A 14,146-nucleotide genomic window follows, 5' to 3' on the forward strand; every position below is an offset into this window, starting at 1 on the left:
TCCAGGCAGATGCGGGCTGCGGCATCCGGCGTGGCGGGCTCCCCTGGCAGAGCCGCTTGCCCCGCCGGCCGCGCTTCGATCCGCACCGTGCCCTCCAAAGCCGCAAGCGCGTGCTCAATCCAGGCGCTCACATGCTCCCGCCGCACTTGGTCCGGGGTTCGTCGCACGACGGGTGCGCGTGTCGGCGGCCGGGAGTATACGTCTATCCCTTCGGTGTCCACTAGCCTCTCCACACCACCGATCACCGTCCGAGCCTCTGCATACCTGTCGGTAGTGCGCACCCAAAGATCGGTTCGGAGGCGAGGCGCGGGGAGCTGCTGCTGAATGCGGGTACGTTCGGCGATGACGTCGGCGGGACCCCACGGCGTGGCATCCACCGGCAACTCGATCAGAACGACGAGATCCAGGTCACTCTCAGGACGCGGTGTTCCTCGCGCCCGTGACCCGATCATCACGACACGCAGAACGGGATGACGGCTGACGGCTGCTACTCGACCCGCGAGTTGTTGCGCGATCAACAAGTCGGCTGGAGAGGGCGGCATTTCCGGAGATGCGATTGAATTCGTACGGCTGCCACACTGGAAGCGTGGCAGCCGTTGACCTTTTCGCTTCTGGACCTAGCGGTCGCCGTCGGGCGGCCGCGTTGGGTAACTCTGCGCGAAGCCCCACGCGCGCACCTCGCGTACCCACCAGCCTCCGCTACCCGCCCGACTGAGGCTGTAGCTCTCGGCATGGCGGTACTCGCCGTGGGTCACATGGATGAAGACCATCCCGCTCGTCACCGCGAGCGAGACCGAATCGACCTGCACCACATGGCTCCAGGCAGGGAATCGGGGCGCGGAAGCGGTTGCCTGGGGAGCTGCCTGGCACGGGCTACTGGTGGCCGTGAGGAGCCGCCGGTACTGCGGCTCGATGCTCTCCGCGAAGTCGGAGGAATTCGGCACCGCACGCACCACGGAGCAGGCATCCACCTTCGTGCTGTCGTTCATCCAGGCAACCCGGTGAACGAGCACCGCTCGCACGGCCGCCATCTCCGGGGTCGAAATCCTTGCTGGTCCTTGCGCCCTTGTCGGTCCAGCAGCCGAGAGCAAAGTCACCGCGAGAATCAGCGTACGGTACATGAGATGGGCCCGGGTTCAGGAGGTTGAAAGGCGGCTTCGTATCTGTCTGTCGTACGCACCCATAGGTCCGTTTGCACGATTGGTGTCGGAACCTGCTTTTGGGTACGAGGATGTTCCGCAATCACCTCTCGGGCCCCCACGGACGGGCTTGGGCGGCCAGCTCGACCGTACCACGAGGTCAAGATCGCTATCCGAACGCGGGGTGCCGCGCGCCCGTGATCCGATCATCACAACGCGCTGAACAGGGTGGAGCCTCAGCGCCGCAATCTGAATACCGAGCCGCTGCGCGACCAGTGAGTCAACAGCAGTTGGCTTCATCATTGAAGACCCTGACGACTCACGGCTGCCGCGGATGTGACGCGGCAGCCGTGACCTGAAGAGGTGTGCCGCTCTACTGTCTCGCCCCCGGACGCCGGGGCGCGTAGTAGAACTGCTCGAATCCGGTCTCCTGCACCTGGCTCACCCACCACTGGCCGCCGGGCCCACGGCGAAGCGTGTACCTCTCGTTGTGGTGGTACTCGCCGTGGACGACGTGGAGGAACGCCGTCGCCGTGGAATCCGCGATGGAGAGCGAATCGACTCGCGCGACGTCCCCCCAGCGAGGGCGGCGCGGGATCGTGTCCGCAGGGTCGGGCGCCGGAACCGCACACACGTCGTCCGTCCCTGTGAGCAGGCGCCGCAGCCGTGGCTCGATGGCGGCTGGGAAGTCCGCAGCACTTGGCAACGCGCGCTGCACGGAACACGCGTCGAACTTCGTGCTGTCCCGCATCCAGATGGATCGGTGAAGCATCACACCCCGGACGACGCCTGCCTGCGGGCTCGGACCGCTCACTTGTGCGGCGCCACGCAGGGGCGCCACCGCCGCGAGCAGGCCCACCACTACGTTCAGCGTACGATACATGTGTTCGGTCCTGGGTTCACGAGGTTGAACGGATAGTCCGAGTAGTAGTCCTGACCGCCGATCCAGGTCTCGCCGTTCGGGTGGTCGAATCCCATCAGGTGCCCGGTTTCGTGGAGGGCGGTGACGGCCACCCCATCCTTCATCGCGGTCGTATCCCCCGCCTCCGCCGCGTTAAGCGTCGTCGGGTCGATGTGGAAGTGGCCCTGCCAGGTCTCTCCGTAGTGCGAGGTGCTGTCGGTCGTGTCGTAGAGCCCGCGGAAGACCTGGCCGTTCGCCATAGCTTGCTCGAACCCGGCGAACAGCTCATCGCAGTGCCGACGCGCGATGGAGTCCGTGAACTGGTTCGCCGGCCGCTTGAAGCGGGCCAACGACTCCCGGATGATGGTGGAGTCTGCGGGGGTCAGCGGCACGTTGCACCGCGCGTCCAAATCCGCGTGGCAATCCTCCTGCGTCGGCGGCGCATCCCAGCTATCTCCCCCGCCGTACGAGTACGTGTCACCCTGCGACCCCCAGCCCCATTCCCCGCCTCCGGTCCAGCCGGTCGCACCGCCCTCATAGATCGGCATTGCGGTCGCCGTGATGGGCGGCAGGGGGTAGGTGGGCATCGGCCCCGTGTCGAAGCGGGGTCCGGTCGTCCCGCGGCGGTCGGCGACGTACAGGCGGCGCTCCTCCACCGGCGCGGGGATCGTCAGGGGGTCGAAGCGCGCGTGCTTCGCGAGCATCCGGACGAGGTTCCGGTACAGCCGCTGCGCCGCCGCCGGCGTGTTGGGGATCATGCAGTTGGCGGTCACGACCGGGTCCTTGCCGGACCGCTGGATGCGGAGGTGGAACGCCCGCTTCCTTTTGCCGTCCGTGGCCAGTTCGGAGGCAGGGAAGTGGAGGGCCACCGCCGAGTAGCGGTACGCGTGACCGGCCGTGGGACGAAGCTCGCTGGTGAAGCACATGAAGTCGCCCCCGCCACGGGCCGAAGATAGGCGGTCCGCTGCGCCGTCTGGGGCGGTGAGGGCAGACATGGTGAGATCCTGACACGCAGAAACAGCCAAGCTGAACAGCATGAGCGAAGCCGCGGATCGAGTTCTTCTCACGGGATTTCTCCGGTAAGTTGGGTAGAGGGTACGCGGCATACGCTACTCTTGGGAGCGCATGCAACGTAGCAGGATGTCTAGCGCGGGCAAGTGTAAAGGCTCTATACACGCGCTGTGATGCGCCATGGAGCCGGTATCGTTTCATGGCTCAGGCATCGTACCGTCTCCTTATCTGCTCCAGCGCCGTGGCCGATTGGCCGGCAGGGCCGGCCGGTTGTCGGGTGCATGCGGGACATATCCGGCGCTTCCCCCGTATGCGGCTGACTGCTCAACGTAAATGACCGAAACAGCGCGCGGAAAGAGGGCCGCACGAAGCGGCCACCCGTTCGGCAGGCCCCGTACCCCATGAGACAGATCGCGCACTCCCTATTCCGACCAAGGGCTTACATCCCCACGCCGGGCGAGTGGGGGCTCTGCCCCCCGAGCCCGGGATTCCCGATTTTTTTCTGCGGACCCACCGATGCGCCTTGATGGCGTGAACGTCCACGGTGGGAAACGCAGCGAGCCCCCGCTTGCTGCGGGGGCTCGCTGCATTCATGTGTGAGGGCACGCAGCAGGGGGCCACTCTCCCCGCTGCTGGCCGGACGTGCTCCTGGACGAAGTCGACCAAGCGCTGGAGAGGAGCGGGCACGCGTTTGTCCGATACGCAGATGACTGCAACGTATACGTGCGGTCGAGGCGGGCGAGCGAGCGGGTCCTGGAGCGTCTTCGGGCGCTCTACACGAGGCTCAGGCTCAAGGTCAACAAGGATAAGAGCGCAGTGGCGCGGGTGTGGGACCGCAAGTTCCTGGGCAACAGCTTCTGAGTCGCCAAGTCGCCAAACTGTTTCTTGTTCAGCGGCAGCCGCTCACGGAGCGCGGCCACCTGGGCAGGTTGAATCAAGGCCGTGTCCTGCACGTGCACGGACACCTCCGGAGCATACGAGGGGCGTGTATAGGGGTATGGTTTGAATTTGAGGCCCCTGTTCCACGAGGGTCAAGCCAGCCGCTTCACCGCGGAAAACTACCCCGTAGACACCAAAGGAGCGTAACGAGCCGTTGTTATGCGGTCCGGAATAATCGAACGTCCGGTAGAGAGTAGACCCTAGACACGAAAAGAGCGGCCGGACGGGCGAGCGGGAGTTAACTTGCGTCGCGGCGGGGAATCACCCGCACCGCGCCAAGTCTCCCACACGTGAGGGTAGCTCGATGAAAATCCGCCTTGCTATGCTGGCCGCCATGCTCGTCCTCACCCTGACTGCCACCGCTTGCACAACGAGCAATCCGGTCGCTCCGACCGCACCCGAAGCGCCGCGGATGGACAATGGGAGCTGGATGGGTAGCGGGTCCTGACAAGCAACGCCAGGCGCCGCGCGGTAGCTGCACCCTACGCAGCTACCGCGCGGAGGTGTTGCAGGGCCGTGAGAAGGTCCAGTTCCACACCCGGCAAGTTCGCTTGCGCGGTCGGCATCGTTGAGTTCGTGGGGGCACTGTCTTCCTTCTCAAGAGCACTCACGAACGCCTCGGCCTCCAAACTTGTATGACCTTCTCCTCGTTCACGAGCAAACTCTAGCGCTCTCGATGCTGAGTAGATTGCCCGGCGGGTATCCCCCATTGCCGCAGCTCCGCGGGCCAGGTCAAGCAGGACGACTGCGGCGACAGGCGTAACGGTTCGGGCGAGTACGAGAGCCCACATCTGTATCCAGGCCTCTTCGTAGGTGGCAAAGTCGCGAGCTCCGCCGGCTGCCAGACCAACCGTTGCCCAAACCAGTGCTCGATCAACGGGGGTGGTGAAATGGTGAAGTGTCTCTAAAGCTACCGGAAGCGCACGGTCGTAATCCCCAAGGACTGCCAGTTTGTGCGATAAATCACGCGCAAGTCGCTTCAAGCATGGCGACTCAGGAGTATACGCTTTAAACGCCCGTGCCGCGTAGTTCTCAGCTAGTTCAACATTCCCCGCGTCCATCTCCAAGACGAACAGATTGTGAAACGCTTCACCCATCATGTCGGGCAAGCCTTTAGATTTTGCCAGATTGATGCAGCGTTTCTGGTAACGTCGCGCCCGCGGATAGTTGCCCTTTTGGTAGAAGAGAATCCCAAGGCCAGTGAGTGCCTTCGCCGCCTGCTGCCAGTCCTCGGACCTGCGTGCAATGTATAGTCCGTAGTCGAACCAACTTATCGAGCGAGGAAACTCGCCAAGCATTCGCACCAGGCGCGCGACACGGATGACCAACGCGGCTTCGTCTGGCGCAGCAAACGAGGCAACCAGCGCAAACTCCACTGCGCATCGCAGAAGACCACGGTTCTCAAACCAGATTGCCAATTCAGCGCAGGCGGTCCGAACCGCCTCAGCGGTGATGGTCGTCGGGCGTTCTGACAATCTGATGAGCACTGATAGATGCGGCTTCGCGGCTTCGTAGGTTTCGGTTTCCAGGCTTTCCATTTCGCGCCGTCGCTGGACACGGCTGCCCCGCCGGAAGAGGCCAGTTCGGTCCTGCGCCCGCGCCCACAGCTCGGCGTCCTGAAACGCCTGCCAGAACACGAGGCGGGCTGCTCCATTCTCGTCGTCTAGTAGGTCAGTTCCTGGGAGCTGAGGTGCATCGATCCGCTGGATGAGCGGCGGGGGAACCCGGAACACCCTCCGGGGGCGCCGACGCGGGTTTTGAGGCTTGGTCATGCGTTGATGCTCGTGATAGAGCGGAAGGGAGAATGAGTCAGGATGCCCAGCCGTGAGCGCTTAAGAACGATATGGCGTGAAACGAACCCGGGCAAGGACGCTGTCCAGTTCGGCTCTCCGTTTCGCCCTATGTCCCTAAAGTGGCGGTGCGCGCACGAAAAAACTACGTAGTTCCGTCCTCCAAAACAGGGATTTTTGTGCCCTAGACCGCTTTGTTGCTGTCCCTTCCACACTCCCAATCTGCCATTTACTTTCCGATCCAGAACGCTCCTTGGCTCGTCAGGGGCGAGTGGGGCATCCGGTGCTGAAGGTTCGGCTGCGACAGCCACGGTGACGTGGCCGAGGAGCTACGCCTGACGGACACACCAGGGCCGGGTGCTCTTTCCTCGTACACAGCGAAGTCGGCCGTAGCCCGAGGATTCCGAAATGGGTTTTGGTACTGAGCCGGAGTCACGCCGCTGGTCCATCCCTCCGGCACTACGTCACTCGGCATCCGAAAGCTTGGAGTCGAGCGACGTGCTCGCAGAGTCCCCTTCACCGATTGGAGTGGTTTTCTGGCTTTCCGTGCGGGACGTATCATTGTGGGCGCAGACCGAGCCCGGTGACCGGCCCCACCTCTTCGCGGACGGCGCGAGCTCAGCACGCCTCCGCTACATCACCGAAACTGTCGAGGACTCCGCCCTGGCCTCGTACCTCAGCATCATTGCCGCAATGGTGGGAGTTCCGGAGTCGGTCACCGCCTCCGGCATTGCGGTGGCGTGCTCGGACGCCGCGGGCTGGGCTGCGGCTCACGGTCTTCCCCGAACTGCGCTCGCCTTCCACCAAGCTGCCGCTCTGGTCGATCCCAGCGAACCCTCCGCACCCCTGCAGGCTGGGTTGAGCGCGGCGGCGGTGGGAGACCTGCAACGCGCAGAGACGTGGCTGAGGCATGCGATAGGGGTCGCCCGGCGCGCCCGCGAGCGCACCGTCTATGCGCTCGCGGCCGCCTCGCTCTCGCGGATCTTGCTGGAAGCCAAGCGTGGCGAGGATGCAGAACTGCAGGCGTACAAGGGCTTGCGAGCTGCGCGTCGCGCCGCGTGCGGGGAAGCCCGCGGTGAAGCCCTCTACGTGCTGTTTCGTCGCGCGCGTGATGACGGGCGCGACAGTGAGGCGGACCGGCTTGCCGCCGCCGCCGCCCGAGTGCTCGGCCGCCTGCGCCACCACCTCCTGCCGTTTCTGCTGATCGACGTTGCGCGCTCGCTCCTCGACCGCGAGGAAGCGACCCGTGCGTATGCGATTCTGACGTCGATGCCAACCTTGCCGCAGGACCATTTCCTCGTCGCCGCAAAGTGGGCACTCAGATGCCGATTATTCGCCGTGACGGGGGATCGTGAAAAGTTCGCGGCGTGCTGGTCAACCGCGTGGGAAACGATCCGCCATCTACCTAAACATGCACCTTCAACCCTCGTGTTCGATGATCTAGTCTCGGCAGCGCTGCGGGCCGGGGACCGCAGAAGGCAGGACCGCATCACCCGCCTGCGCCAGGCGAGGGGTGGCGGGTGAAGCTGTTTTCTCGCGCGCGTGCGCGTCCAAGGTTCGCGCTGCCGAGTACCCGCGCGGCGTGGATCACGGCCGTTCGTGCGGACCCTAGGGAGGCCGACCTCGCGAACGAGGACGATCTCGATACGGAGCAGGCGCTGGCCACAGAACCTGGCGATCCACATTGGCGCCCGGACGATCCGACACGCTCCGTCATCGACGCCATCCGGGCCTCCATCCCCTCGCGGTCTCCGGATACGGGCCGACGGCTTGTCTGAGCCGCCGGCTGGAAGGCGCGAATCGGCGCCCCCGGATGATCCGGACTGGATCGACGATCTCGCGCGGATCGTCTACGAACTCGACCTAACGATCCGCAGCGAGGATCGGCATGCGCGGGTGGGGCTGCTGATCAAAGCGGTCGCCCGGCACTTTCGGGATATGGGAGATCCGGAACCACGATGGCTGACGTTGGCGCGTGAGCAACACGAGGCCGGCGCATTCAAGGAGGGCTGACCGGTTCGGGAAATGGCGGAGACCCTCGGTTCACCGGGCGCGCGATGAGCGAATCGCCCTCCTGGTGGCCGTGCTCACCGAACGATTCCGCGCGAAGGGAGAGCCCGAGCCGCCATCGCTCACGCGCGGTAGGGAGCTGGGCCACATGCCAGGAGAGCACGATGAACAGTCCTGAACCCACCGGGAAGGATCGGCGGCTCCTCTCGGCCTTGATCGACACACTCCCCAAGGGCGTGCCTCCGGATCAGCACCAGGAGGACATCGCGTCGATCCTGGAGTTCTTTGAGCGCCTTCACGAGGAGCACGGGGCGGCGTTCCCCGACTGGCTCGTCCTCGGCCGGCAGCTCTACCTCAGCAACCCCGAACTGGAACAGGAGCCCACGTGACCAAAGTTGAGGCGAACGATCTGGACCTTCTCACCGAGGACGAACTCGCCTCCGCCCTCTCGCTCCTCGCGCCGCCGGAGAACGCCCGCGCGACCGCGGCGGCAGTGGCGGCGATCCCGGCGGACGAGCGCCGCTTCTACCGCTGGGCCTACGAGGTCGTGCTCGCGGCATCCGGCGTCTCGGTGGAAATCGCACGGCGCAACCGGGAACACTACGGCAGCACGCCGGAGGAGCAGGCGCGGATGGCGACCGAGCAGCGGGTGTTCCGCTCCTGGCGGGTGGCGACGGCCGATGCGCCGATCACCGTCGCCTTCGCCCTGGAGGAGGTCGTGATCGACACACGCTGTCCAGGCATCGGCCTGGACCGGGCCTACTCGGTTCCCACGGCCTTACCGACGACAGGCCGTTGACTTCGGGATTCGTTCGGGTCAATTCTCGGCAGAATGTGCAGCATGTAGCGCCTGTCCCGCCCGTTTGGATCGCCCGCGCGATCCGCGGGCAACACTACCCGTCACCACCCCCGTTACCCCTATGGCTGCTCGCCTCCGCGCGCTCTTGCTGTTCGGTGGTTTGGTCCTGCTCGGCCTCGTCTCCTCCTCGCCCGCTGGGGCACAGGGCACGGAGGACCTAGGCGCTCCCACGATCTCCTTCACCCCCGCCTCCGGTGCCGTCAGCAGCACCGCGGAGGTTGCCGTCACGATCCACTGGTCGGACGATCAGGAGCTCCGGTCCTACACCCGGCGCATCTGGCTGAACGGGCAGGAGATCACAGGGTCGTTCAGCTACTCGGGCACGACCACGAGCGCCTCGTCCGAGGGCACCATCACCCTGCTGCAGGGGGTGACGAACACGCTGGAGGCCACGATCTGCGACGGCGCGTTCAACTGCGCGGTGGACCCGTATGCTTCGGCCTCCTACACCTTCGTGCCGCCGGCTCCGAGCGTGTCCGTCTCGCCGGACGGCGGGAGCGCGACCACCATAGGCGGCTCGCCCGAAGCGGCGCAGACGTTCACCGTCACCAATGGCGGCACGGCCGCGGAAACGTACGCGCTCAGCGTGAAGTGCGCGGGTACGACGATCAACTGCGTCGCACCCGCGCACGTGCTGGTCGCCGGAGGATCGAGCGAGTCGGTGGACGTGGCGTACGCCACCTCCATCACGGGCGGGCCGGGCCGTATCCAGCTCGTCGCAACCCGTCTCGGGAGCACCACGCCCACGGACACCGGCTGGGTGGACGTGACCGTTCCCGGAGTCCGCCGCTACACCGTCTCCGTCACCCCCGACGCGGGTACGGTACCGATCGGCACCGGTGCCTCGGCAACGCAGACCTTCAAGGTCGCAAACCTGGGCAACACCGGCGCGACGGGCGCCAGCTACAACCTGAGCGTGCAGTGCACCGGCGCCATCTCCTGCCCGAGCCCGGGCATCCCGGCGAGCCAGGCTTTGCCGGGCGGGCAGTGGCTGCCAATCAACGTCAGCTACACGGCGGCGGCGAGCGCAGGCACCGGCCGCATCCGCCTGCTGGCGGCTTCCACAGTTGCCGGGAGCGCGGCGGACAGCGGCTGGGTGAACCTCATCGTGCAGGGGGGCGGGGTGGTGGCCCCGCAGGTCAGCGTGGCGGAGCTGAACCCGCGCGGCACTCATGACCGCAGCGACTGCATGCGCATCTCGCTGGCCGTCGCGGAGAGCGAGTGCGGCGACCTAGTGATGGGGCACGGGCTCGCGTCGATCCGGGTGGTGAACAAGGTCCGCGCCCCGATGCTGCTCTACAGCAGTCAGACGGCGCACCCACGCCCGGTGGTGCGGGCCAACGTGACGCTGCCCGCCGGCTCGGCCGTGCCGTCGAGCGTCACCGCCACGTTGAAGGTGAACAACGCCGCGGTCGCGACCGCCACATGGCCGGGCTCCAGCTTCCCCGCTGGAAGCCCAAAGCGGGTGGCCCTGGGCTTCGACGCGCTCTCCGGCTACGCGACCGGACTCTATCCGTACAGCCTGGAGGTGAGCGCAACCTACGCGGGCGGCGTGGTGCAGTCGACGTCCGTCATCGACACGATGGCCATCGTGAACCGGGCCGCGAGCCCCTTTGGCGCGGGATGGTGGGTGGCCGGGATGGAGCAGGTGGTGCCGCTCTCCCCGAACCTCCTCTGGATCGGCGGCGACGGCAGCACGCGCCTGTACCGCCCCGCCGGCACGAACCGGTGGCTGGCAGACGATACCAACGGCACCGACGCCATCGTGCTGGTGGACGGCAGCTACTACGCGCGCCGGCTGATCGAGGGCGGCGAGATCCGCTTCACCACCGCGGGCTACGAGACCACGACCGTGAACCGCTTGGGGATGGTGACCACCTTCACCTGGGATTCCGGTCGGAACGTGCTGACGAATATCAGCCTGCCGAGCGGGACCGGGTTCACGCCCCCCTACAGCGGGTGGTCGTTCTCCTACGCCGCCGCGGGGCTGGTGGACTCTGTCAGCGTGGAAGGCGTGACGGCGGGCTCCAGGCGCACCGTGAAGGTGGGGCGCAACGGCGCGGGGGACGTGACCTCCTTGACCGATCCCGACAACCTGGCGGAAGGGCTCGCGTACACGGGCGCAGCGCACGTGGTGACGGGCACCACGCTCTACGGGCGGAGCGGCGCAGCCTCGTCGCAGACCGTGTTCGGATGGGACGGGGCCGGGCGAGTGACGAGCCTGCGGCAGTACGGCGGCGGGATGAGCAGCAACGCGCAGGACGTGGTGCTCTCGATCACCAACCCGGAGACGCGGGGATGGATGGGCACGCCTCCGCCGGACACGGCGCAGGCCTACGGCGTGGTGGATGGTCCGCGCACTGACGCGGCGGACGTGAGCTTCTTCTGGACCGGGCGCTACGGAGACCCGCGCCAGCTCCAGGACCCGCTCGGCAACCAGACCTACGTCTACCGCAGGGACGCGCGCTTCCCCGGCAGCGTGACGATGGTGGACGCGCCCGGCGGAGGCTCCACTCCGGGGCAGTACATCACGCGCGGGGTTTCGCTGGCCTACTTCGACGAGCTGGGCCGGCTCCTCCGCACCGAGGCACGCAACCCGCTCGGTGACGGCCGCAACCCCACCACGGACTACACCTACGGCGATCCCCGCTGGGCGTTCTCCCTCACTGCCACCAGCAGCCCCACGGGCCTCGTCGGCAGGAGCGGGTATGACGCGCTGGGCAACGTAGTCTGGCAGCAGGCCGGCAACGATCAGGCGCGGCGAGTCAGCTACTTCTACAATGCGCTGGGCCAGGTGGACAGCGTCTGGAGCGCGGCGGCGAAGGCTCGGGGGGAGCGCCCTCAGCGAATGGCGTACGACCCCGTGCTCCACAACCTGACGTCCACGACCAGCCCGCTCGGCCGTGTCGGCTCGTACACGGCCGACCGAATCGGCCGAGACACGATGGTGTCCAGCCCTATCGACCGGGCGCTCGGCCGCTACACGGTGCAGAGCACCGCGTACGACGTGGTGGGCCGCACCCTGAACTCCACGACCGCCGCGCTCGGCCAGAGCGTGACGGTGACGACGGCGTACGACGACGTCGGCCGCGTCGCGTCCACCACCCGCACCATGAGCCCCGATACGAACCAGATCGGGGCCATGACGATCACCTACCGGTACGACGCCCTGGGACGGACGATCCGGGAGATCGCGCCCGACAATCGCTCCGACAGCCTGGAGTACAATCCGGCCGGGCAAGTCATCACGGACGTGACCCGCCGGTCGAGCCAGCTCGGGCCGACGAACATCGTGATGACGTACGACGCCGCCGGGCATCTGCTGACGCGTGTCACGCCTTCGTTCGCGTACTCGGCCAGGCACCTCGCGGATTTCGGTCGGGCGTGGGACTTCCCCTACCAGCCGCTGAACCCCGACAACCCGTCGAGTCCGAACATCCTCTCGGGGGACACCGCGGTCTTCACCTACGACGGCGCCGGGAACGTCGTCACTGCCAACAACCACGACGCGCGGGTCACGCGCTCCTACCTCCCGGGTGGGGCGGTCGCCAGCGAGACGCAGGCGATCCGGACCTACACGGGCGCTGATTTCTCACAGCACGTCTACACGGTTGGCTATCGGTACGATCTGGAGGGTCGCCGGATCAGCCTCAAGCACCCGTCCAGTCTGCGACCGGCGGTGGGCCAGGACAGCGTCGCCTACGGGTACGAAGGCACCACGGGCTCCCTGGCATCCGTCACGGACCCGATGGGCAACGTCTTCGGCTTCCAGTACGACCTGGACGGGCGGCTCACCCAGCGCACGGTGCCCGGTGGGATCATCGAAGCAAACCGCTTCGACGCAGACAACCGGCTCCTCCGCCGCACCCTGGCTGGCACGGTCGCAGGCACGCTGTTCTACGACACGCTGACGTACGACGACCGCGACAAGGTGACGACCGCCGGCGGGACCGAGCCGGCCTCGGCCGTCTACACCGGTATGGGTGCGCTGGGGAAGTGGACCGATAAGACCGAGGACCACTTCGAGAACACCACGAAGGTGATCGACCCGCTGGGCAACCTGCAGTGGGAGGACCGGCGCTGGGTGAACGCAGACGCGGCGTATGGGAAGTTCCACACGCAGCAGTCGTACCGGTATGCACAGAGGACGGGGCGCCAGCTCAGCATGCAGGAGTACAGCACGCTGGACGGCAGCATCACGGACCAGGACTCCTGGGACTACGACGCGGCCGGCAACCGCGACTGGCACTCCGGCGCCCACCTGGGGTCGTCCAACTCGTACGGATCGCGGCTCATGCAGGAGCGCATGCAGTCGTACTACGGGGCCGACGACCGGCTGCGCGTCGTGGACCGGCAGCGGTGCCTGACCTCGGTGCTGACGACTTCCACGACGTCAGCAATGGTGATCTGCGGCCCGTGGGACGAGACGCTGGGGCAGGACCCGAGTGCCTTCGAGGAGTACCGCTACGATGCACTCGGCCGGCGCGTGCTCGTGCGGCGCAGGCTGTACGAGGTGAACGGCAACTGCACGACGACGTACCACACCTGCAACAACGCCATCGAGCGCTACGTCTACGACGGCGACCAGATCCTGTGGGAGATCCGCACGCCGACCGAGTTCACTGCGTCGGCTGGGCAACTGGAGAGCGACGGCGGCACCGGCGATTTCGGCGGTCGGGTGGGCTACACCCATGGCCCAGGCATGGATGCACCGCTGGACCTGATCCGCATCGGGCACGACGCGGGGGTGATGACGATCATCCCGCACGCCAACTGGCGGGGGATGTACGCGAAGGGCACGTTCGCCGACGGCACCACCACACAGGGCACGTTCAGCACGAACGAGATTCCCTGGCCGGGGCCGAACGCGGACGCCTGGCACAACCCTATCGCGCCGTCGCAGCCGAGCAACTGGTTCGGCAGCCTCATCCTGGACCAGCGGGATGCGAGCGGCCTCATGTACCGGCGCAACCGCCAGTACGATCCCGCGACAGGGCGGTTCACGCAGGAGGATCCGATCGGGATCGCGGGTGGGCTAAACCTCTACGGGTTCGGCGGCGGCGACGCGCTCAACTATTCGGATCCGTACGGGCTGTGCGTGGGGCCGCTCGCCTTTCTCGCGCCCCTGTGTGTGGAGGCGCTGGCAGCGCTAACCGAGGCCGGCCCCGCGATACTCGTCGGCGGGACGATCCTGATGGAGGCTGGCCTTCCCGGTGCGGAGCCGTCTCCGGCAGCGGGAATCGGGTATGCAGAGCGTGAGATCGCCCAAGGTATGCAGGCCGAGCGCGCAGCGCTGGCCGCGGCACGTCGACGCGCGGTACGTCAGGCATGGAGCCAGGAAGCGGAGATGGTTGAAAGGACCGGTGAGGGCACCCGGCGCTGGACGCGGGCCGAGCGTCAAGAGCTACTGGAGCGTGGACGGGTTGAAGGCATCCACGGGCACCACATCAACAGCGTGAAAGCGGCCCCACACCTTGCCGGGAATCCGAATAATATC

At 66.5% G+C, this 14,146-nt stretch carries 10 protein-coding genes; 6 read left to right on the top strand and 4 right to left on the bottom strand.

The window, feature by feature from the left end; genetic code table 11:
* Positions 1-617: 617 nt before the first annotated feature.
* The 3 genes from VFE05_17545 to VFE05_17555 form a co-directional block, all read right to left on the bottom strand.
* Positions 618-989: a hypothetical protein gene (locus tag VFE05_17545; protein ID HET6231883.1), complete on the bottom strand. Its 372-nt coding sequence runs from the start codon at positions 987-989 to the stop codon at positions 618-620.
* 523 nt (positions 990-1,512) lie between these two features.
* A complete protein-coding gene (locus VFE05_17550) occupies positions 1,513-1,890 on the bottom strand; it encodes a hypothetical protein (protein HET6231884.1) in 378 nt (125 codons plus the stop codon).
* A 116-nt stretch (positions 1,891-2,006) separates the two neighbouring features.
* Complete coding sequence (locus VFE05_17555; GenBank protein ID HET6231885.1) at positions 2,007-3,077, bottom strand: hypothetical protein; 1,071 nt, start codon at positions 3,075-3,077, stop codon at positions 2,007-2,009.
* A gap of 616 nt (positions 3,078-3,693) precedes the next feature.
* Here VFE05_17555 and VFE05_17560 point away from each other — a divergent pair.
* Positions 3,694-3,912, top strand: a complete 219-nt coding sequence (locus VFE05_17560) for a reverse transcriptase domain-containing protein (GenBank protein ID HET6231886.1) — start codon at positions 3,694-3,696, stop codon at positions 3,910-3,912.
* A 560-nt stretch (positions 3,913-4,472) separates the two neighbouring features.
* Here VFE05_17560 and VFE05_17565 read toward each other — a convergent pair.
* Positions 4,473-5,627, bottom strand: coding sequence for a tetratricopeptide repeat protein (locus tag VFE05_17565; protein ID HET6231887.1), 1,155 nt, complete (start codon positions 5,625-5,627; stop codon positions 4,473-4,475).
* Positions 5,628-6,263: 636 nt separating this feature from the next.
* On the opposite strand from VFE05_17565, the gene VFE05_17570 reads away from it, so the two are divergent.
* The 5 genes from VFE05_17570 to VFE05_17590 form a co-directional block, all read left to right on the top strand.
* Positions 6,264-7,304, top strand: coding sequence for a hypothetical protein (locus tag VFE05_17570; protein ID HET6231888.1), 1,041 nt, complete (start codon positions 6,264-6,266; stop codon positions 7,302-7,304).
* Between the two features lie 246 nt (positions 7,305-7,550).
* The gene (locus VFE05_17575) at positions 7,551-7,793 is read left to right on the top strand and encodes a hypothetical protein (protein ID HET6231889.1); all 243 of its coding nucleotides are present in this window, start codon (positions 7,551-7,553) and stop codon (positions 7,791-7,793) included.
* 161 nt (positions 7,794-7,954) lie between these two features.
* The gene (locus VFE05_17580) at positions 7,955-8,179 is read left to right on the top strand and encodes a hypothetical protein (GenBank protein HET6231890.1); all 225 of its coding nucleotides are present in this window, start codon (positions 7,955-7,957) and stop codon (positions 8,177-8,179) included.
* Positions 8,176-8,589 carry a hypothetical protein gene (locus VFE05_17585; GenBank protein ID HET6231891.1) on the top strand — a complete coding sequence of 138 codons (414 nt, stop codon included), beginning with the start codon at positions 8,176-8,178 and terminating at the stop codon, positions 8,587-8,589. The genes VFE05_17580 and VFE05_17585 overlap by 4 nt, the downstream gene beginning before the upstream one ends.
* A gap of 121 nt (positions 8,590-8,710) precedes the next feature.
* Positions 8,711-14,146 (top strand): RHS repeat-associated core domain-containing protein (locus VFE05_17590; GenBank protein HET6231892.1); only part of this gene is annotated, 5,436 nt, incomplete at its 3' end.

The sequence above is a fragment of the Longimicrobiaceae bacterium genome (assembly GCA_035696245.1).
In the GTDB taxonomy this organism is placed as follows: Bacteria; Gemmatimonadota; Gemmatimonadetes; order Longimicrobiales; family Longimicrobiaceae; genus DASRQW01.